The sequence below is a fragment of the Jiella sonneratiae genome, from assembly GCF_017353515.1.
GTDB classification, from domain to species: domain Bacteria; phylum Pseudomonadota; class Alphaproteobacteria; order Rhizobiales; family Rhizobiaceae; genus Jiella; species Jiella sonneratiae.
This window is the reverse complement of record NZ_JAFMPY010000001.1, coordinates 294,359-315,013: the sequence shown is the minus strand read 5'-3', so window position 1 is coordinate 315,013 and position 20,655 is coordinate 294,359. Positions and strand designations below refer to the sequence as shown.

At 68.3% G+C, this 20,655-nt stretch carries 15 protein-coding genes; 12 read left to right on the top strand and 3 right to left on the bottom strand.

What is annotated here, in order from left to right; all coding sequences use genetic code 11:
* The 4 genes from proS to dnaE all read left to right on the top strand — a co-directional run bounded on the left by proS (position 1) and on the right by dnaE (position 7,326).
* A complete protein-coding gene (proS, locus tag J1C47_RS01330) occupies positions 1–1,323 on the top strand; it encodes a proline--tRNA ligase (RefSeq protein WP_207348911.1) in 1,323 nt (440 codons plus the stop codon).
* Positions 1,320–2,612, top strand: a complete 1,293-nt coding sequence (locus J1C47_RS01325) for a lipoprotein-releasing ABC transporter permease subunit (RefSeq protein ID WP_207348910.1) — start codon at positions 1,320–1,322, stop codon at positions 2,610–2,612. The genes proS and J1C47_RS01325 overlap by 4 nt, the downstream gene beginning before the upstream one ends.
* Positions 2,612–3,304 (top strand): ABC transporter ATP-binding protein, encoded by a 693-nt coding sequence (locus J1C47_RS01320; protein ID WP_207349075.1) that lies wholly within the window; start codon positions 2,612–2,614, stop codon positions 3,302–3,304. Before J1C47_RS01325 ends, J1C47_RS01320 begins: the two co-directional genes overlap by 1 nt.
* Before the next feature lie 524 nt (positions 3,305–3,828).
* On the top strand, positions 3,829–7,326 hold the full coding sequence (gene dnaE, locus J1C47_RS01315; RefSeq protein ID WP_207348909.1) for a DNA polymerase III subunit alpha: 3,498 nt from the start codon (positions 3,829–3,831) through the stop codon (positions 7,324–7,326).
* A 177-nt stretch (positions 7,327–7,503) separates the two neighbouring features.
* Here dnaE and J1C47_RS01310 read toward each other — a convergent pair whose 3' ends face one another.
* The 3 genes from J1C47_RS01310 to J1C47_RS01300 form a co-directional block, all read right to left on the bottom strand.
* Entirely contained in the window at positions 7,504–8,850 is a 1,347-nt protein-coding gene (locus J1C47_RS01310) for a DNA polymerase IV (RefSeq protein ID WP_207348908.1), read from the bottom strand.
* A 67-nt stretch (positions 8,851–8,917) separates the two neighbouring features.
* Positions 8,918–9,574 (bottom strand): hypothetical protein, encoded by a 657-nt coding sequence (locus J1C47_RS01305; RefSeq protein ID WP_207348907.1) that lies wholly within the window; start codon positions 9,572–9,574, stop codon positions 8,918–8,920.
* Between the two features lie 64 nt (positions 9,575–9,638).
* Entirely contained in the window at positions 9,639–9,953 is a 315-nt protein-coding gene (locus J1C47_RS01300) for a DUF3572 domain-containing protein (protein ID WP_207349074.1), read from the bottom strand.
* A gap of 98 nt (positions 9,954–10,051) precedes the next feature.
* Here J1C47_RS01300 and J1C47_RS01295 point away from each other — a divergent pair, with 98 nt between their 5' ends.
* The 8 genes from J1C47_RS01295 (at position 10,052) to J1C47_RS01260 (ending at position 20,651) form a co-directional block, all read left to right on the top strand.
* Positions 10,052–10,423, top strand: a complete 372-nt coding sequence (locus J1C47_RS01295; RefSeq protein WP_207348906.1) for a response regulator — start codon at positions 10,052–10,054, stop codon at positions 10,421–10,423.
* Positions 10,424–10,431: 8 nt separating this feature from the next.
* The gene (locus J1C47_RS01290) at positions 10,432–11,781 is read left to right on the top strand and encodes a PleD family two-component system response regulator (RefSeq protein ID WP_207348905.1); all 1,350 of its coding nucleotides are present in this window, start codon (positions 10,432–10,434) and stop codon (positions 11,779–11,781) included.
* 588 nt (positions 11,782–12,369) lie between these two features.
* The gene (gene murG / locus J1C47_RS01285; RefSeq protein WP_207348904.1) at positions 12,370–13,470 is read left to right on the top strand and encodes an undecaprenyldiphospho-muramoylpentapeptide beta-N-acetylglucosaminyltransferase; all 1,101 of its coding nucleotides are present in this window, start codon (positions 12,370–12,372) and stop codon (positions 13,468–13,470) included.
* Positions 13,471–13,498: 28 nt separating this feature from the next.
* Complete coding sequence (gene murC, locus J1C47_RS01280) at positions 13,499–14,932, top strand: UDP-N-acetylmuramate--L-alanine ligase (protein ID WP_207348903.1); 1,434 nt, start codon at positions 13,499–13,501, stop codon at positions 14,930–14,932.
* Positions 14,929–15,879 (top strand): UDP-N-acetylmuramate dehydrogenase, encoded by a 951-nt coding sequence (murB, locus tag J1C47_RS01275; protein WP_207348902.1) that lies wholly within the window; start codon positions 14,929–14,931, stop codon positions 15,877–15,879. Before murC ends, murB begins: the two co-directional genes overlap by 4 nt.
* Positions 15,880–16,517: 638 nt before the next feature.
* Positions 16,518–17,825 (top strand): long-chain fatty acid transporter, encoded by a 1,308-nt coding sequence (locus J1C47_RS01270; protein WP_207348901.1) that lies wholly within the window; start codon positions 16,518–16,520, stop codon positions 17,823–17,825.
* 275 nt (positions 17,826–18,100) lie between these two features.
* Positions 18,101–19,825, top strand: a complete 1,725-nt coding sequence (ilvD, locus tag J1C47_RS01265) for a dihydroxy-acid dehydratase (RefSeq protein ID WP_207348900.1) — start codon at positions 18,101–18,103, stop codon at positions 19,823–19,825.
* Positions 19,812–20,651 carry a tetratricopeptide repeat protein gene (locus tag J1C47_RS01260; RefSeq protein ID WP_207348899.1) on the top strand — a complete coding sequence of 280 codons (840 nt, stop codon included), beginning with the start codon at positions 19,812–19,814 and terminating at the stop codon, positions 20,649–20,651. The genes ilvD and J1C47_RS01260 overlap by 14 nt, the downstream gene beginning before the upstream one ends.
* The last annotated feature ends 4 nt before the right edge of the window (positions 20,652–20,655 follow it).

Sequence of the window (20,655 nt, the reverse complement as noted above, 5' to 3'; positions counted from 1 at the left end):
ATGCGCCTGTCGCGGTTTTTTCTGCCCATTCTGAAGGAAAATCCGAAAGAGGCGGAGATCGTCTCGCATCGGCTGATGCTGCGCGCCGGCATGATCCGCCAGCAGGCGGCGGGCATCTATTCGTTTCTGCCGCTGGGCAAACGCGTTCTCGACAAGGTCTGCGCGATCATCCGCGAGGAACAGGACCGCTCCGGCGCGATCGAGCTGCTGATGCCGACCATCCAGTCCGCCGATCTGTGGCGCGAGAGCGGCCGCTACGAGGCCTATGGCAAGGAGATGCTGCGGATCGCGGACCGGCACGAGCGTGAACTGCTCTTCGGCCCGACCAACGAGGAGATGGTCACCGACATCTTCCGGTCCTCGGTGCGCTCCTACAAGGACCTGCCGCTCAACCTCTACCACATCCAGTGGAAGTTCCGCGACGAGGTGCGGCCGCGCTTCGGTGTGATGCGCTCGCGCGAGTTCCTGATGAAGGACGCCTATTCCTTCGATCTCGACTTCGAGGCGGCGCAGATCGCCTATCACCGCATGTTCGTCGCCTATCTGCGCACCTTCGCCCGCTGCGGGCTGCAGGCGATCCCGATGCGTGCCGACACCGGGCCGATCGGCGGCAACCTATCGCATGAATTCATCATCCTCGCCTCGACCGGCGAGAGCGAGGTGTTCTGCCACCGCGACTTCCTCGGCCTCACCGTTCCCGGCGAAGACGTCGACTTTGCCGACGCCGGCGCCCTCGCGGCGATCGTCCGGGACTGGACGACGCCCTACGCCGCGACGGACGAGATGCACGACACCGCGGCCTGGGACGCGCTTTCCGCCGACGACAGGCTCGCCGCCCGCGGCATCGAGGTCGGCCACATCTTCTATTTCGGCACCAAATATTCCGAGCCGATGAACGCCGTCGTCACCGGCCCCGACGGCAAGGACGTGCCGGTCCACATGGGATCCTACGGCATCGGCCCGAGCCGGCTGCTCGCCGCGATCATCGAGGCGTCCCACGACGAGGCCGGCATCGTCTGGCCGAAGTCGGTGGCGCCTTTCGACGTCGGGCTGATCAACATGAAGCCCGGCGACGCCGATTGCGACGCCGCCTGCGAGACGCTCTATGCCGAGCTCGGCCGGGCCGGCCTCGACGTCCTCTACGACGACCAGGACACCCGCGCCGGCGCGAAGTTCGCGACGATGGACCTGATCGGACTGCCGGTGCAGGTCATCGTCGGGCCGCGCGGCGCCAAGGCCGGCGAGGCCGAGATCAAGCTGCGCGCCACCGGCGAGCGCGAGACGATCCCGCTCGCCGCCGTGGCCGCCCGGGTGGCGGCATGAGCCTGCCCGAGAATGCGGCGGAGGCGGCCCGCGGCAGCCGGCCGTTTTCGCGCTTCGAATGGATGATCGCCGGACGATACCTGCGCTCGCGCCGCCGCGACGCCGGCGTCTCGGTCATCGCCGGCTTCTCCTTCGTCGGCATCATGCTCGGCGTCGCCGCGCTGATCATCGTCATGTCGGTGATGAACGGCTTCCGCGGCGAACTCCTGATGCGCATCCTCGGCGTCAACGGCCACGTCATCCTCTATCCGATCGACCAGCCGCTGACCGACTACGCCGACATCGCCGACCGCATCTCCAAGGTGAACGGCGTTCAGTTCGTGATGCCGATGGTCCAGGGCCAGGTGCTGGCGCAGGGCCCGAACACCGGCTCGACCGGCGCGCTCGTACGCGGCGTCAGGCTGGGCGACCTGAAGAAGCTCGCGCCGGTCTCTGGCAACGTCAAGCTCGGGACGCTCGACGGCTTCGACGCCGGGGAGGGGGTGGCGGTCGGCAGCCGGCTCGCCTCCTCGCTCGGCATCGGCATCGGCGACATGATCACCCTCATATCCCCCGAGGGCGACGTCACCGCCTTCGGCACCAGCCCGCGGGTGAAGGCCTATCCCGTCACCGCGATCTTCGAGATCGGCATGTCGGAATACGACGCGGCCTATGTCTACATGCCGCTGTCGGAGGCCCAGCTCTACTTCAACCAGGAAGACCGTGTGCAGTCGATCGAGGTGTTCGTCGATCGTCCCGATCAGGTGAAGGCGCTGCAGCCGGAGATCGAGAAGGCGGCCGGGCGGCCGGTCTACACGGTGACCTGGGAGACCCAGAACCAGAGCTTCTTCTCGGCGCTCAACGTCGAGCGGAACGTGATGTTCATCATCCTGACGCTGATCGTCCTCGTCGCCGCGCTCAACATCATCTCCGGCCTGTTCATGCTGGTGAAGGACAAGGGCCGCGACATCGCCATCCTGCGGACGATGGGCGCCACCAAGGGCGCCGTCATGCGCGTCTTCCTGATCACCGGCGCCTCGATCGGCTTCACCGGCACGCTGGCGGGCTTCATCCTCGGCCTCCTGTTCTGCATCAACATCGAGAACATCCGCCAGTTCTTCTCCTGGCTGACCGGCGTCGTCCTGTTCAATCCCGAGTTCTATTTCCTCAGCCAGCTCCCCGCCGAGGTCGATCCGGGCGAGGTCGTCCTCGTCGTCGCCATGGCCGTCGGCCTGTCCTTCCTCGCGACGATCCTTCCCTCCTGGCGGGCCTCCCGGCTCGATCCCGTCGAGGCCTTGCGTTACGAATGATGGCAGACAATCATGCGCTGCGGCTCGCCGCCGTCGGCAAGGAATACCATCAGGGCGAGAACCGGCTGGTCATCCTCGACGAGGCCGAACTGACGATCGCCCCGGGCGAGATGGTGGCGCTCGTCGCGCCGTCCGGCGCCGGCAAGTCGACGCTCCTGCACATTGCCGGCCTGCTCGACCGGCCGGATCGCGGCGAGGTGCATGTCGGCGGCGTCGCCTGCGGCACCCTCGGCGACGAGAAGCGCACGGCGATGCGCCGCCAGGCGATCGGCTTCGTCTACCAGTTCCACCATCTGCTGCCGGAGTTCTCGGCGCTCGAAAACGTCATGCTGCCGCAGATGATCGGCGGCCTGCCGCGCCGGGACGCCGCCGTCAGGGCGCAGGAACTCCTCGACTACATGCGCATCGGCGCCCGCTCCGAGCACCGCCCGGCCGAGCTCTCCGGCGGCGAGCAGCAGCGCGTCGCCATCGCCCGCGCCGTCGCCAACTCGCCGCATCTCCTGCTCGCCGACGAGCCGACGGGCAATCTCGACCCGACGACCTCGGGCTACGTCTTCGACGCCCTGACCGCCCTGGTGCGGCAGTCCGGCGTCGCGGCGCTGATCGCCACCCACAATCACGATCTCGCGCGCCGCATGGATCACGTGATCACCCTCGAAGCCGGCAAGATCGTTCCCCTCGACATGACCTGATCGACGGGCGCTGCCGGCCCTCGTGCCGCGGCGCGGCGCGCGGCGACGACCGGCACCTTGCGGCTCGAACCGCGTCGATGCGTCGGGTCGAATCGCTCATCGAAACTATATGTAGCCAGCTACGTAAATCGTGGGACGGTATGGCTGTACGCGCTTGACGGACAGAACAAAAAAAGAACAAATGGGGACGTTAGCAAAAACACCGATCCGAAGGGAGATCCGCCATGCTCGCCGTCACCAAGGACGTCCTGTCGCTTCTCGCCATTTCCTCCTTCCTCTTCGCCCTCGGCGTCGTCATCCAGGCCGTCTGACGGGGCTCCGCCGTCCGCCCGCCGGCTCGGCCTCGGGCCGGTGGACGAAGCCGCCTTTCCTGGGGACGCAGCCCGGCCGGTCCTTCCCTCGGGCGGTTCCGCCTCTTACCCGTAATCGGCGCAGGGCATGGCTTCCGGCCCCCGGCATCTTCGATGCTCGCGAAAGGCCGGCCGTGCGTTCCTGCGGCAGATGCCGGCATGCGAGGACTTGCGATGACACAATCGACGGACACCCCGGCCGGGCCGGGCGGCATGGCGGCTCTTCCCTTCGTGCACCTGCGCGTCCACAGCTCCTTCTCGCTGCTCGAAGGCGCGCTTCGGCTCGATCAGATCATCAAGTTCGCCGCCGCCGACGCGGCGCCGGCGATCGGCATCGCGGACACCAACAACCTCTTCGGCGCGCTGGAATTTTCCGAGAAGGCCTCGAAGGCGGGAATCCAGCCGATCGTCGGTTGCCAGATCGAGGTCGACTTCGCCGATTCCGAGGTCGACACCCGTCCCGGACGCGCCGACCGCGGCCTGTCGCCGCTCGGCCAGCTGGTGCTGATCGCCGCCGACGCCGGCGGCTACGCCAATCTCGTCGAGATCGTCTCGCTTGCCTATCTCGGCGATCCCGAGAACCACCGGCCGGTCGTCAAGGCGGAGTGGCTGGAAGAGCGGAGCGCGGGGGTCATCGGGCTGACCGGCGGGCCGCTGGGTGCCGTCGGCGCGGCGATCGCCGCCGACCGGCCGGCGATCGCCAGGGGGCGTCTCGAACGGCTGGCGGCGGTGTTCGGCGACCGGCTCTACGTCGAACTGCAGCGCCAGTCCGGCTTCAGCGCGCGGGTCGAGGCCGAGACCGTTGCGCTCGCCTACGACCTCCTTTTGCCGCTGGTCGCGACGAACGAGCCCTACTTCTCCTGCCCCGACGACTTCGAAGCCCATGACGCGCTGCTCGCCGTCGCCGGCAACCGGCTGGTCAGCCACGAGGACCGCCGACGGCTGACCCGCGATCACTGCCTGAAGACCAAGGAGGAGATGGCGGCGCTCTTCGCCGATCTGCCCGAGGCGCTGGAAAACACCGTCGAGATCGCCCGCCGCTGCTCCTACCGCCCGCGCACCCGCGCGCCGATCCTGCCGCGCTTTGCCGGCGCCGACGCCGATCCCGTCGCCGCCGAGGCCGCCGAGGCGGCGGAGCTCAGGCGGCAGGCCTTCGAGGGGCTGGCCAGCCGGTTGTCGAAGCTCGGCTGCGCGCCGGGCGTCTCCGAGGAGGCGTATCGCGAGCGGCTGGAATTCGAGCTCGGCATCATCGAGCGGATGAAGTTTCCCGGCTACTTTCTGATCGTTTCGGACTTCATCAAATGGGCGAAGTCCCACGACATTCCGGTCGGGCCGGGGCGCGGTTCCGGCGCCGGGTCGCTCGTCGCCTATTCGCTGACCATCACCGATCTCGATCCGCTGCGCTTCTCGCTGCTGTTCGAGCGCTTCCTCAATCCGGAGCGCGTGTCGATGCCGGATTTCGACATCGACTTCTGCCAGGACCGGCGGGAGGAGGTGATCCGTTACGTCCAGGAGAAGTACGGTCGCGAGCAGGTGGGCCAGATCATCACCTTCGGCACGCTGCAGGCGCGCGCCGTGCTGCGCGACGTCGGCCGGGTGCTCGAAATGTCCTACGGCCAGGTCGACAAGCTGTGCAAGCTCGTGCCGCAGAACCCGGCCAATCCGGTCACCCTCGCCAAGGCGCTGGAGGAGGAGCCGCGGCTCGCCGAGGCGCGCAAGGCCGAGGATGTCGTCGACCGGCTGATTTCAATCGCGCTGAAGCTCGAAGGCCTCTACCGCCACGCCTCGACCCATGCGGCGGGCATCGTCATCGGCGACCGGCCGCTGTCGAAGCTCGTGCCGATGTACCGCGATCCGCGCTCCGACATGCCGGTCACGCAGTTCAACATGAAGTGGGTCGAACCGGCCGGGCTGGTGAAGTTCGACTTCCTCGGGCTGAAGACCCTCACCACCCTGAAGACCGCGGTCGACCTGATCGCCCGCAAGGACGTCGCGATCGACCTGTCGGCGCTGCCGCTCGACGACGCCAAGACCTACGACATGCTGACCCGCGGCGAGACGGTCGGCGTGTTCCAGGTGGAATCGGTCGGCATGCGCAAGGCGCTGATCGGCATGCGGCCCGACTGTCTGGAAGACATCATCGCGCTGGTCGCGCTCTATCGCCCCGGCCCGATGGAGAACATCCCGACCTACAACGCCCGCAAGCACAAGGAGGAGGAGCCGGACTTCCTCCACCCGATGATCGAGCCGATCCTCAAGGAGACCCAGGGCGTCATCATCTATCAGGAACAGGTGATGCAGATCGCCCAGGTGCTGTCGGGCTATTCGCTCGGCGAGGCAGACCTGCTGCGCCGGGCGATGGGCAAGAAGATCCGCGCCGAGATGGACAAGCAGCGGGTGCGCTTCGTCGACGGGGCGGTGAAGAACGGCATCTCGAAGACCCAGGCGAACACGATCTTCGACCTTCTGGCGAAATTCGCCGATTACGGCTTCAACAAGTCGCACGCCGCCTGCTACGCGCTCGTCGCCTATCAGACGGCCTATCTGAAGGCCAATCATCCGGTCGAGTTCCTGGCGGCGTCGATGACGCTGGACACCGGCAACACCGACAAGCTGAACGACTTCCGCTCGGACGCGCGGCGGCTCGGCATCGAGGTGGTTCCGCCCTCGGTCCAGACCTCCCACAAGGCGTTCGAAGTCGGCGAGAATCGGATCTTCTACGCGCTCGCGGCGATCAAGGGGGTCGGCGAGCAGGCCGTCGAGCACATCGTCGAGCGGCGCGGCGAGGCGCCCTTCGCCTCGCTCGAGGATTTCTGCACCCGCATCGATCCGAAGATCGTCAACAAGCGCACGCTGGAATTTCTGGTCGCCGCCGGTGCGCTGGACTGCTTCGGCCACGATCGTTCGCTGCTCCACGCCAATGTCGAACGGCTGATGGCCTATGCCCTGCGCGCCTCGGAAGGCCGGAGTTCCGGCCAGCACGACATGTTCGGCTCGGCGGCGGGGGGCGCGCCAGAACCGCTGGCGCTCAATCCGGCGCAGCTCTGGACGGCGTCGGAGAAGCTGATGAAGGAATTTCAGGCGGTGGGATTCTATCTCTCGGCCCATCCGCTCGACGAATACAGGGACGTCCTGAAGCGCCTCAGGGTCCAGTCCCATGTCGAGGTGGTCAGCGCGGTGAAACGCGGGGCGACGGCGGGTCGGCTCGCCGGCACGGTGACCTCGCGCCAGGAACGCAAGACCCGCACCGGCGGCAAGATCGGCATCGTGCAGATGTCGGATGCGAGCGGCCAGTACGAGGTGGTGCTCTTCTCCGAGGCGCTGTTTGCCTATCGCGACGTGCTCGAGCCGGGTGCGTCGGTGATCGTCACCGTCTCCGCCGAGGAGCGGCCGGAGGGTGTCTCGCTGCGCGCCCAGCACGTCCAGTCGCTGGAGGACGAGGCGGTCCGCACCCAGAAGGCGCTGCGCGTCTTCATGCGCGACGCACGGCCGCTGGCTGCGTTCCGCAGCCAGCTTTCGGCAGAGGGAGACAGCGAGGTCTCGCTGGTGCTCGTCCGCGACGGCGGCGAGCGGGAAGTCGAGATCACCCTGCCGGGGCGCTATCGCGTCTCGCCGCAGGTCGCGAGCGCGGTGAAGGCCGCGCCCGGCGTTCTCGAAGTGGAACTCCTGTAGCACCCGGACGGGCCGGCCTCGCGCTCCGCCTTCGCCGCGAAGGGCGGTCAGTCTTTGGCGGTCGGTCTTGGGCGATCATACGGTTTCCGGCAGATCACTTCGTGATGCCGGAAACAAAGACGCTCATTCGCCGCGCGGGCTTGATACGAGCCCCGCTCTGATCGAGCAGATCTCGTATCAGTCGCCGGCCGCCTCGGGCGGTCGCGGGGAGTTGCCGGCTCGTGCCGCCGCGCGGGCCGAGCGGCGCAGCCTGCCGAAGGTGATGCCGGTCTCGATCGCGCTCCTGCCGAACTTGCCGCGCAGGCTGTCGAGCGCCGCCTCCGCGCGGGCCCGCCGTTCGGCTGCCGGATCGACCAGATCGACGGGATCGGCTTGTCTTGCCGGCGTAAAATCGGCGCAGCCGATGCCGATCAGCCGGAAGCGCGTCCCGTCCACCTCTTTCTGCAGCAGCGCACGGCCCGCGGCGAAGATCCGGTCGGCGAGGCGGGTGGGGGCGGCGAGCTTGCGGTTGCGCGTGCGCAGCCGGAAGTCGGCGGTCTTCAGCTTCAGGACGATCGTCGCGGCGGCGAGGTCGGTCTTCTTCAGCCGGCCGGCGACGGTCTCGGAAAGGTCGCGCAGGATCGGCAGCAGCGCGTCGAGGCTGTCGATGTCGGTATTGAAGGTCGTCTCGGCCGAGATGCTCTTCGCCTCGCCGCGCGGATTGACGCGCCGTGCGTCGATGCCGCGCGACAGGCGCCACAGCCGCCCGCCCATCTCGCCGTAGCGCTTCATCAGCTCGCCCTGATCCATGGTCTGGAGCTGGCCGATCCGGTGGAGGCCGTCGCGCGCCAGCCGCTCTTCGAGAGCCTTGCCGACGCCCCATATCAGCCCGATCGGCCGCGGCGTGAGGAAGGTGAGCGTCTCGGCATCGCCGATGATCGAGAAGCCGCGCGGCTTTTCGAGGTCGCTGGCCACCTTGGCGAGGAACTTGTTGTGCGAGAGACCGATGGAGACGGTGATGCCGAGCTCCGATTCGATGCGGCTGGCGAGCCGTGCGAGGGTCAGGCTGCTCGGCTCGCCGTGCAGCGCCTCGGTCCCGGACAGATCGAGAAACGCCTCGTCGATCGAAAGCGGCTCGACGAGGGGCGTGATCTCGCCCATCAGGGCACGGACCGCGCGCCCGACTTCGGCATATTTCGCCATGTCGGGCCGCAGCACGATCGCATCCGGACAGAGTTTCAGCGCCTTGAACATCGGCATCGCCGAGCGGACGCCGCGGATGCGCGCGATGTAGCAGGCCGTCGACACCACCCCGCGGTGGCCGCCGCCGATGATCACCGGCTTGTCGGCGAGCTCCGGCCGGTCGCGTTTTTCGATGCTGGCATAGAAGGCGTCGCAGTCGAGATGGGCGATCGACAGCCGGAATGCTTCCGGGTGGTCGACCAGCCTCGGGCTGCCGCAGGCTCTGCAGCGGCGCGTCGCCGTCGCCGCCGTGGCGAAGCAGTCGCGGCAAAAGCTCTCGGTGTTCGGAACGGCCATGACCATCGCGCTCGGTTGGGGCGCCCATCATAGGCGACGGCGCACCGGCTGACGAGTCGCGGCGCCGGCCGGTTCATGCGTCGAGCCAGCCTGTGATGATCGCCTCGGCCTCGCTCCAGTCGCGGGCGCTGGCGCAGCCGGCCGGGAGCGGCGGCAGGTGCTGCCGGAAGACCTCGTTCGCCATCACGTGGAGCAGCCGGGCGGTCGGGGCGCTGCGCCCGACGGCCGTGAGATTCGGCGGCAGGTCGTCGACGAAGATCACCGGACCGTACCGGCGATCGGCAAGTTCGGAGACCACGGCGCCCTTGGACCGCTCCGTCGCGATCATCGGGAAGTCGAGGCCGCTCGCGTCGAGGAGGCGTCGCCGGCGCTCGTAGTGGCTCGGCGTCATGGCCGTCAGGAAAACGATGTCGGCGCGGGCGGAAAGGCGGGCGGTCGCGGCAGCGACGCCGGGGACCAGTGTCTGCCGGGTTTCCTGCTCCAGATAGAGCTGTTCGGTGATCTCCGCGAGCCGCGACCCCGACAGCGCGGCGCCGGTCGAAATCGAGCGCACGTTGCCGGTGAGGCGGAAATTCTCGGGGTGCAGCCGCGCCCCGTGATCCTCGAGAAGCCGGCAGAAGGGTTCGATGAATTCGAGCACGACCTCGTCGACGTCGAGAACCAGAAGCCCATGTTTGCGTTGAGGTATTGTGGCCGGCGACGGTCCACGGCTCTCGGACCGCCGGTTCATCGGCCGCTCCGCGGATCGCCCGAGGCCGCGCCGCAGGAGGGCGGCCGGGATAGGGGCCTGCCGCTCATTCTCGCGGGCCGGCCATCGCCTGCCAGGCGGACGACACGCGGGCGGGGTCGAGTTCGGCGGCCTCGCAGAAGGCGATCAGCGTCGGCTCGTGCCCGAGGATGAACTCGAGAACGCCGGGCAGAAAGCCACGCTCTTCGGCGGCGCGCCGCAATCCCTGGGGATCGAGACCGGTCAACGCAAGAAACCGAGGGAAGAGAACGGGGTCTGATGCTATGAAGGTGAGGCCGCGGATGGCGATCGCCTCCGCTTCGTCCGCATCCGCGATGCCATTTCTGGCAGGACGCGATCGGGCGGCCCGGGGATCGTGCATCGAGCTCAAGCCGGCGGTTCCCGATTCTTAAAGAAGTTCGCTTACATAAGGCAAGGTAGTCGAATTTTTCGGCCCGGTCGAGGCAAGGAGTGTCGACGATGGCAAAGAAGGTCATGATCGTCGAAGACAATGAGCTGAACATGAAGCTGTTCCGCGATCTCCTTGCGGCGCACGGCTACGACACCGTGCAGACGCGCAGCGGCCTCGAGGCGGTGGATCTCGCCCGCGCCAATCGGCCGGACCTGATTCTCATGGACATCCAGCTGCCCGAGATCTCCGGCCTCGACGTGACGCGCCAGCTCAAGGCCGATCCCGAACTCTTCAAGATCCCCATCGTCGCCGTCACCGCCTTCGCCATGAAGGGCGACGAGGAACGCATCCGCCAGGGCGGCTGCGAGGCCTACATCTCCAAACCGATCTCGGTGAACCGCTTCATGGAAGTGGTGCGTTCCTTCCTCGGCGACGCCTGAGGCGGGCGATGACCGCGCGCATTCTCGTCGTCGACGACGTGGAGGTGAACCTTCGCCTCCTCTCGGCGCGGCTCGCGGCGGAATATTACGAGGTCGTCGCCGCCGACAGCGGCGAGGCGGCGCTCGCGGCGCTCGCCAGCCAGCCGATCGACCTCGTTCTTCTCGACGTGATGATGCCGGGGCTCGATGGTTTCGAGGTCTGCCGCCGGATCAAGGCGACGCCGCGCCTCATGCATGTGCCGGTGGTGCTGGTCACCGCGCTCGACCAGCCGCAGGACCGGCTGGCCGGGCTCGAGGCCGGCGCCGACGACTTCCTGACCAAGCCGGTCGGCGACCTCGCGCTGATGTCGCGGCTGCGCAGCCTGACCCGGCTGAAGCGGATCACCGACGAGCTGCGCAGCCGTGCGGAAACGGCGATGCAGCTGGTCGGCGGCGAGATCGAGATGCTGCGCCAGCTCGCCACCGGCCGCTCGCGCACGCTCGCCTTCGTCGAGGCCGAGGCGGAGGGCCGCAGCATCGCGCGGCGCCTGCGCGGCGAAACCGATCTCACCGTCCTCGCCTCCGCCGATGCGGTCCTCGCCGCGGCTCCAGAAGCCGACGTCGTGCTCGTCGACCTTGAGGCGCGCGACGCCGACCCGCTGCGGCTGATTTCGCAGCTGCGCTCGGCCGAGGCGACGCGGCTCTTGCCGATTCTGGCGCTCGCCGAGCCCGGCGACGAGGCGCGCGCCGCGCGCGCCCTCGAGCTCGGCGCCAACGACTACGTGCCGCGGCCGATCGACCGCAACGAGCTCGCCGCGCGCCTCAGGACGCAGCTGCGGCGCAAGCGCTACGACGAGGGCCTGCGCCAGTCGCTGCAGCAGACCATCGAACTCGCGGTCACCGACCCGTTGACCGGCCTGCACAACCGCCGCTTCCTGGACATCCATCTCGGCCGCGCCGCTGCCTCCGGCGGCGGCTTCGCCCTCGCTCTCTTCGACATCGACCACTTCAAGCGAATCAACGACGGCTTCGGCCACGACGCGGGCGACGCCGTGCTGAGGGAATTCGCCCGCCGGCTGAAGGCCGAGACGCGGGCGAGCGACCTGGCCTGCCGATTCGGCGGCGAGGAGTTCGCGGTGCTGATGCCGGGCGCCGACGCGGCGACGGCGGCGGGCGTCGCCGAGCGGATCCGGCTCGCCGTTTCCGACGCGGCCTTTCCCGTCGACGGCGAGGGCCTCGCCGTCACCGTGAGCGCCGGTGTCGCCGTGGCGGAAGGTCCGGCGGAAGGCGCCGCCGGCATCCTGAAGCGCGCCGACACCGCGCTCTACGAGGCAAAGCGCGCCGGCCGCAACCGCATCGGCACCGCCCGCGCCGCGTGAGGCGAGAACGGATGCTGTGGACAACCGCGCGGCCCCGGGAGTATTGGTTGCCCGTATCTTAACCTTGCTGCTAAAAGTTCGCCCTTCTCGGCGGTGGCGAAGTTGCATTTGAATCGGTTCTGGGCAAGTGTTCCCCCAGGGAATTGGAGGGGCCGCTGCCAGTCGTGGACCCTCAGACAACCCCATGGAATGCTCAGGTCCGCCGCATCTCCTGGGTCCCGTGGGGGGTCGGCCGGCGCCGCGCAAGGGCGGTTTCCTCGTACCGTCGTGCGGATGCCGGCCGGCCGCTTTTCCTCCCTGCCGAAGACAGCCCCGGATACCCGGCGGACCGCCCGCTGCGAGGCGCACCCGTTGCCGCGCGCGCGTTGCCGAGGCGCCATCGGTGGAGGCAGCCGGTGACCGGCCGCCGGATTCCTCGCGCAATCCCTTCCAAGCTCATCCTCGGTGCGGTCGGCTCCGGACGCTGCCCGTCGGCTGCTGCCGTTCTCGCGGGCGCGGCCGCCGTCTTTGCGGCGGCGGCGATGCCGTTTCGCCGCATTTTGCGGTAACGAGGGTTCTCGCGCCCGAACGACCTGTCCAAGAGCCTTCATGACCACGATACTTCTTGCTGCCGGCGGCACCGGCGGCCACCTGTTTCCCGCCGAGGCGCTCGCCCACGAGCTGATCGCCCGGGGCTTCACCGTCGAACTCGTGACCGACGAGCGGGCAGGGCGGTTCGCCGAGCGCTTTCCGGTGAAGGAGATCCACCGCGTCCGCTCGGCGACCTTCGCGTCGAAGAACCCCGTCGCCGTCGCGACCTCGCTCCTGACGCTGTGGCGCGGCTTCCGCGAGGCGGGGGCGCTGGTGCGCCGGCTGCGGCCCGCCGTCGTCGTCGGATTCGGCGGCTATCCGACGGTGCCGCCGCTGATGGCCGCGGTCAGGGCCGGCCGGCCGACGATCATCCACGAGCAGAACGCCGTCATGGGCCGGGCGAATCGCTTCCTCGCCCCGCGCGTCGACAAGATCGCCGCCGGCATCGCCCAGGAAGCGGCCGAGCCGACGATCGCTGCCAAGACCAGCGTGACCGGCAATCCGGTCCGCCCGGCGGTGCTTCAGGCCGCCGCGATACCCTATCGGCCTGCCGGTCCGGGCGAGACTTTCGAGCTCGTGGTCTTCGGCGGCAGCCAGGGTGCGGCGTTCTTCTCCGACGCCATTCCGCAGGCGATCGACCGTCTGCCGGAGGACCTCCGCGGGCGTCTCAAGGTGACGCAGCAGGCGCGGGCGGAAGACGAGGCGCGGGTCCGCGCCTTCTATGCCGAGCGCGGCATCGCCGCGGAGGTCTCGCCTTTCTTCACCGACATGGCGGCGCGAATCGGCGCCGCGCAGCTCGTCGTCAGCCGTTCGGGCGCCTCGACCGTCTCGGAGATCGCGGTGATCGGCCGCCCGGCCATTCTCGTGCCGTTCCCCTATGCGCTCGACCACGACCAGGCCGCCAATGCCGCCAAGATCGAGGCGAGGGGCGGCGCGATCGTCGCCGCACAGGCCGAACTCTCTCCGGAGCGGCTCGCCGGGCTGATCGAGGATATCGCCGCGGATCCGGCGCGCGCCGCGACGATGGCCGCTGCGGCGCGGGCCACCGGCGTGCCGAACGCCGCCGCCTTGCTCGCCGACCTCGTTGCCTCTATGCCCGGTGTCGGTGGAAATCGCTGAAGCACCAACGCGCTCTGGGGGAACCGTCATGAAGATGCCGCCGAATATCGGGCCGGTCCATTTCATCGGGATCGGGGGCATCGGCATGAGCGGCATCGCCGAGGTCCTCGTCAATCTCGGCTATACCGTCCAGGGCTCCGACCAGAGCGAGAACGCCAACGTTCAGCGCCTGCGCGAGAAGGGCGTGACGGTCCATATCGGCCACCAGGCCGAGAATCTCGGCAAGGCCGAGGTGGTCGTCGTCTCGACGGCCATCCGGCGCAGCAACCCGGAGCTCTCGGCGGCGCGGGAGCGCCTGCTGCCGATCGTCCGCCGGGCCGAGATGCTGGCCGAGCTGATGCGTTTCCGCCAGGCGATCGCCATCGGCGGCACCCACGGCAAGACCACCACCACCTCGATGGTCGCGACGCTGCTCGACGCCGGCGGCTTCGATCCGACCGTCGTCAACGGCGGCATCATCAATGCCTACGGCACCAATGCCCGGATGGGCGAGGGCGACTGGATGGTGGTCGAGGCCGACGAGAGCGACGGCACCTTCCTGAAGCTTCCCGCCGACGTCGCCGTCGTCACCAACATCGATCCCGAGCATCTCGACCATTACGGGACCTTCGAGGCGGTCCGCGCCGCCTTCCGCGCCTTCGTCGAGAACGTGCCCTTCTACGGCTTCGCCGTGATGTGCCTCGACCATCCCGAGGTGCAGACGCTCGTCGGCGAGATCGAGGACCGCCGGGTCATCACCTATGGCGAGAACCTGCAGGCGGACGTGCGCTTCGAAAACGTCCGCTTCGAGCCGGGCAAGTCGCTGTTCGACGTCACCCTGCGCGACCGCGTCACCGGCAAGAGCGAGCGGATCGCCGATCTGGCGCTGCCGATGCCGGGCCGCCACAACGTCTCCAATGCCACCGCCGCGGTCGCCGTCGCCCACCGGCTCGGCATCCCCGCCGACGCGATCCGCGCCGGGCTCGGCGGTTTCGGCGGCGTGAAGCGGCGCTTCACGCTCACCGGCGTCGTCGGCGGCGTCTCGGTCTACGACGATTACGGGCACCACCCGGTGGAGATCCGCGCCGTCCTCGCCGCCGCCCGCTCTTCCGCGACCGGCCGGGTGATCGCCATCGTCCAGCCGCATCGCTACAGCCGGCTGCAGTCGCTGTTCTCCGATTTCGCCTCCTGCTTCAACGATGCCGACACGGTCGTCATCGCGCCGGTCTATGCGGCGGGCGAGGAGCCGATCCCGCTGGTAAGCTCCGACCTTCTGGTCGAGCGGCTGAAGCTCGGCGGCCACCGCGACGCCCGGCTCGTCGACGGGCCGGAGGAGATCGCGCCGCTGGTCAGGCAGCTTGCCGATCCCGGCGACATGGTGGTCTTCCTCGGAGCCGGCTCGATTACGGGGTGGGCCTACGCGCTGCCGAAGGAGCTCGAGAAGCTCGGCCTCGGGGGTGGCGAGGCGGGAGCCGCGTCGTGACGCTTCAAGATCGCCTCGGCGACAGGCTCTCGGGCGTCCGCGGACGACTCAAGGCCGGGGCCGAAATGGCCAAGCTCACCTGGTTCCAGGTCGGCGGCCCGGCCGACCTTCTGTTCCAGCCGGCCGACGAGGAGGACCTCGCCCTCTTCCTCGAACGGCTGCCCGAGGAGATCCCGGTGCTCGTCGTCGGCGTCGGCTCGAATCTTCTCGTGCGCGACGGCGGCATCGAAGGCGTGGTCGTCAGGCTCTCGGCCAAGGGTTTCGGAGCGGTCGAGCGCGTTTCCGAGACCCGGCTTCGCGCCGGCGCGGCGTTGCCCGACAAGCGGCTCGCCGCGGCGGCCCACGAGGCAGGCATCGGCGGCTTTCATTTCTATCACGGCATCCCCGGGGCGATCGGCGGCGCGCTCCGGATGAATGCCGGGGCCAACGGCGTCGAGACCGTCGAGCGGGTCGTCGAGGTCCATGCGGTCGACAGGCAAGGCCGGCGCCACGTCCTGTCCAATGCCGAGATGGGCTATTCCTACCGCCACTCGGCCGCGCCCGGCGACCTGATCTTCACCGGCGCCGTCTTCGAGGGCACGCCCGCCGACCGCGACGAGATCCGGGCCCGCATGGACGAGGTGCAGACGCATCGCGAGACCGTCCAGCCGATCCGGGAGAAGACCGGCGGCTCGACCTTCAAGAACCCGCCCGGCACCTCGGCCTGGAAGGAGATCGACCTTGCCGGATGCCGGGGCCTTGCCGTCGGCGGGGCGCAGATGTCGGAACTCCACTGCAACTTCATGATCAACACCGGCGAGGCGACGGCCTTCGACCTCGAAACGCTCGGCGAGACGGTGCGCCGGCGGGTGCGGGACAGGTCGGGAATCCTGCTCGACTGGGAGATCAAGCGCCTCGGCCGATTCGCGCCGGGCCGCTCCGTCGAGGCGGCTGACGCCGCATCCTGAGCCTTTGGGCCGCCGCACCGCCCGTCGTTTGGCGCGGCCGGAATGCCACCTTTGCAGCGCCGGGGAGACGCGGTCCGCGCCACGGCGCCGGCGGGACCTGTCGCGCCCCGAACCGCAGCGATCCGCGCCAGCGGCTGCGTCGGCCGGGCCGACGCGACGTCCGCGACCGCAACGGCCGTGATCGGCTCTGCAGGCGCCGCGAGACCGCGGGCGATACGGTGCAACGCCACGGGCCGCCGGATGACTTTGACGTAAGCGTCGCTCGTCATCCATCGGGCTTATTTCCGTGGGCTGCGACGAAACCTTGCGTGGTCTGCGTTGACGTGCACGTAAGGCCCAGAATCTGTCACATTTCCGCCACGCGGTGCGGCAAATGCGCTGCACCATCCGGCCCACCATTTGGAAATTGCATCTGACGTTGTGCAAGGTCGATCGCAATGAACTGAGTGTCTGCCGGAATAATTCCAGATTTTTTGAATTCTTTTCGAATAGATACTGAAAATTCTTGCGTTCAACCAGTATTCCGATTGCAAAAGGCCGTATGTGCAAGAATTCAGTTTGAGGGTAGGCTGCAGGCATTGAGTGGCGTCGTGAAGCCGAAAGCGGCCGTGACACCCGGACTTGGTTGGGGGGAGAATATGCAGGTTACCCGAAAGATCATCGCCGCTGCGGCCGTCCTCGCGGCTGCCCAGAGCACCACCGCGCTCGCCGGCGGTTTCCAGCGCGGCACGGCGGACACCGACATCCTCTTCGAGCCCGGTACGGTGAACATGCGGGCGGGCATGACCTATGTCGATCCGCAGCGCGGTTTCACCTCGATCAATGGTCAGAGCGGCGATTTCGGCGACTATACCGGCGACTATACGATCCCGACCTATTCGATCTCGCTCGGCAACGACACGGTCGGCTGCGCCGGCACCGCGACCGAGTCCTTCGCCGCCGAGTCCGATTACAGCGGTTCTCCCGGCGGCGCCCTGCCGGCCCAGGTCAGCTCGCTCTCGACCGGCCAGCCGGTCGGCACCACCACGGCGGCGCGCACCGACATCTTCGGCGCGACGACGGCGTCTGTCTCGCGCACCCAGGCGCTCTCCTTTAGTTCCAGCGAACTCGGCGTGACCTGCCGCCTGAGCTATGCGGCGGAATCCGGGCGCTACAGCCTTCTCGGCGGCGTCTTCGTCGAGGACTTCCATTTCGAGGGCACCAGCCTCGGCACGACCTATGCGGCACCGGGTTTTCCGCTCGCCGCGGTCAACACCCGCGTCGAGGTCGAGAGCGACGGCGGCTACAAGGCCGGCTTCCGGATCGGCGCCGCCTACGAGATCCCGGAATACGCCCTGCGCGTCCAGGTCATGTACCGCTCCGAAGTCAAGCATGACGACGTCGAGGGGGACGGCACCGTCACGGTGCTGAATTCGCTGGTCCCGACGCTGCCGGCGGGCACGGTGCTGCCGGTCAACTCCTTCCTCAGCGAGGCGACCAGCCCGCAATTCGTCGAGCTGAAGGCGCAGACCGGCATCGCGCCGGGCTGGCTGCTGCTCGGGTCGTTCCGCTGGACCGACTGGTCGACCAACGACATGTCGGTCAGCTCGATCTCCAACGCGGCCTTCGGCATCAATTCCTCCTCCTACGCGCCCTATCACTGGCGCGACGGCTACACGGCGACGCTCGGCCTCGGCCACGCCTTCAACGACGAGATCTCCGGCGCGGTCGTCCTCGGCTACGACCGCGGCGTCTCGACCGGGGCAGAAACCACCTACACCGACATCTACACGCTCGCCGGCGGCGTCTCCTTCAAGGCGAACAAGATGGCCGAGCTGCGCTTCGGCGGTCTCGTCGGCTACTGGACCGACGGCAGCCAGTCGGTCTCGCAAGGGGCCTATTTCGACGGCACCGTCGGCGACGACTTCGTCTACGGCGTCAACGCCTCGCTGAAGCTCAGCTTCTGATCACAGCTGCGGGAGCGGCTACCGCCGCCCCTTCGGCAATCATATCTCGTGAAGGGCGTGTGTCTTGTCGCACGCCCTTTTTTCTTTGCGGGCAAAAGGTTCCGTAGGTTTCCCGCGAAAAACCGCTTGTGCCATCCAGGCAACACTATTGCAGGGATGCACCGGGTATAGTCGCAAGGACGGTCGAGGCGCCCCGTTGCCGCCACAAAACGCCGTCACCCCGATCCTGGCTGGGTTCTCGGCGGAGGAATCGGCTGCAAGACGAGGGGGACTGCATGGACGCCAAATCGATCGACAAGTCACGGCTGCCGAGCCGTCACGTCACCGAGGGCCCGGAGCGGGCCCCACATCGTTCCTACCTCTACGCCATGGGCCTCTCCAAGGGAGAAATCCACCAGCCGCTGATCGGCGTTGCTAGCTGCTGGAACGAGGCGGCGCCCTGCAACATCTCGCTGATGCGCCAGGCGCAGGTGGTCAAGAAGGGCGTTGCCGCGGCGAACGGGACGCCGCGCGAATTCTGCACGATCACCGTGACCGACGGCATCGCGATGGGCCACGAGGGCATGAAGGCCTCGCTGGTGTCGCGGGAAGTGATCGCCGATTCCGTCGAGCTGACCATGCGCGGCCATGCCTACGACGCGCTGGTCGGCCTTGCCGGCTGCGACAAGTCCCTGCCGGGCATGATGATGGCCATGGTGCGGCTCAACGTGCCGTCGGTGTTCATCTATGGCGGCTCGATCCTGCCGGGCCGCTACAAGGGCCGCGACGTCGTCGTCCAGGATCTGTTCGAGGCGGTCGGCCTGCACTCCGTCGGCAAGATGTCGGACGAAGAGCTCGACGAGCTCGAGCAGGTGGCGTGCCCGTCCGCGGGTTCCTGCGGCGGCCAGTACACCGCCAACACCATGGCGACGGTCGCCGAGGCGATCGGCCTCGCTCTGCCCTATGCCTGCGGCGCCCCGGCGCCCTACGAGATCCGCGACCGCTTCTGCTACGCCTCCGGCGAGATCGTCATGGAGCTGCTCGCCCGCAACATCCGTCCGCGCGACATCGTCACCCGCAAGGCGCTCGAAAACGCCGCGACCGTCGTCGCCGCGTCCGGCGGCTCGACCAACGGCGCGCTGCACCTGCCGGCGATCGCCCATGAAGCGGGTATCGACTTCGACCTCTTCGACGTCGCCGAGATCTTCCGGAAGACTCCCTACATCGCCGACCTGAAGCCGGGTGGCCGCTACGTCGCCAAGGACATGTTCGAGGCCGGCGGCATCCCGCTCCTGATGAAGACGCTGCTCGACCACGGCTTCCTGCATGGCGACTGCCTGACGGTCACCGGCCGGACGATCGCCGAGAACATGGCGAACGTTCGCTGGAACGCCGACCAGGACGTGGTGCGTCCCGCCAATGCGCCGATCACCCCCACCGGCGGCGTCGTCGGCCTTGCCGGCAATCTCGCGCCGGACGGAGCGATCGTGAAGGTCGCCGGCATGAAGAACCTCAGATTCTCCGGTCCCGCCCGCTGCTTCGACACCGAGGAGGCCTGCTTCGAGGCCGTTTCGAAGCGCTCCTATCGGGAGGGCGAGGTGCTGGTGATCCGCTACGAGGGTCCGCGGGGCGGCCCGGGCATGCGCGAGATGCTGGCGACGACCGCCGCGCTCTACGGCCAGGGCATGGGCGACAAGGTCGCGCTGATCACCGACGGCCGGTTCTCCGGCGCGACGCGCGGCTTCTGCATCGGCCATGTCGGCCCGGAGGCCGCGGTCGGCGGCCCGATCGCGCTTGTCGAGGACGGCGACGTCATCACCATCGACGCGGTGGCCGGCGAGATCTCGGTGAACGTCAGCGACGAGGAATTCGCCCGCCGTCGCGAGGGCTGGGCCCCGCGCGGGTCGAGCTACGGCTCGGGCGCCATCTGGAAATATGCGCAACAGGTCGGAACGGCCCGCAAGGGTGCCGTGACGCATCCTGGCGGCGCTGCGGAAAAGCACTGCTATGCCGACATTTAAGCGCAAGCTGCAGATCTCTGCCCTCACGGCCGTGGTGTTGCTCTTCGCCGGGAAGGGCGTGCTCGCGCTCGACCCCGCGGCGCAGGTCAACCCGGATGCCGGGCCGCTCGAACTGTTCTCCTTCGGCTTCAAGGCCTATCAGCGCGGCGAGAAACTCGAGGCCTTCGAGGCCCTGCGCTACGCCGCCGACAAGGGCCATCCCGGCGCCCGCTGGAAGCTCGGCAAGATGTATGCCGAAGGCGACGGCGTGCCCGAGAACGACTACGAGGCGTTCAAGATCTTCGAGCAGATCGTCCGCGACCAGGACGACGAGACCGGCAGCTATTCGAACGCCGCCTATGTCGCGAGCGCCGTCGTCGCGCTCGCCGACTATCTGAAGGTCGGCATTCCGAACAGCCCGGTGACGGTGGACCTGCCGCGGGCGCGGCAGTTCTATTTCCACGCCGCCTCGTTCTTCGGCGACGCCAAGGCGCAGTTCGAGCTCGGCCGCATGCTGCTCGCCGGGGAGGGCGGCAAGGCCAATCCCCGCCAGGCGGCGCGGTGGCTGAACCTTGCCGCCGAAAAGGGCCATGTCGGCGCCGAGGCGCTGCTCGGCTACCTGCTCTTCGACGGCAAGAAGATCTCGATGCGTCCGGAGCCGGTGCGCGGCCTCGCCATGCTGACCACGGCGCTGAGGCAGGCGGGACCGACCGACCAGCAATGGATCCGCCCGCTGCAGGAGGAGGCTTTCTCCGTCGCCAGCGAGGACGTGCGCCGCGAGGCCCAGGCGGATGCCGATCAGCCGCCCGAACAGGTGCCGGGAACCGTCGCCAGCGCCCGCAACTGACGGG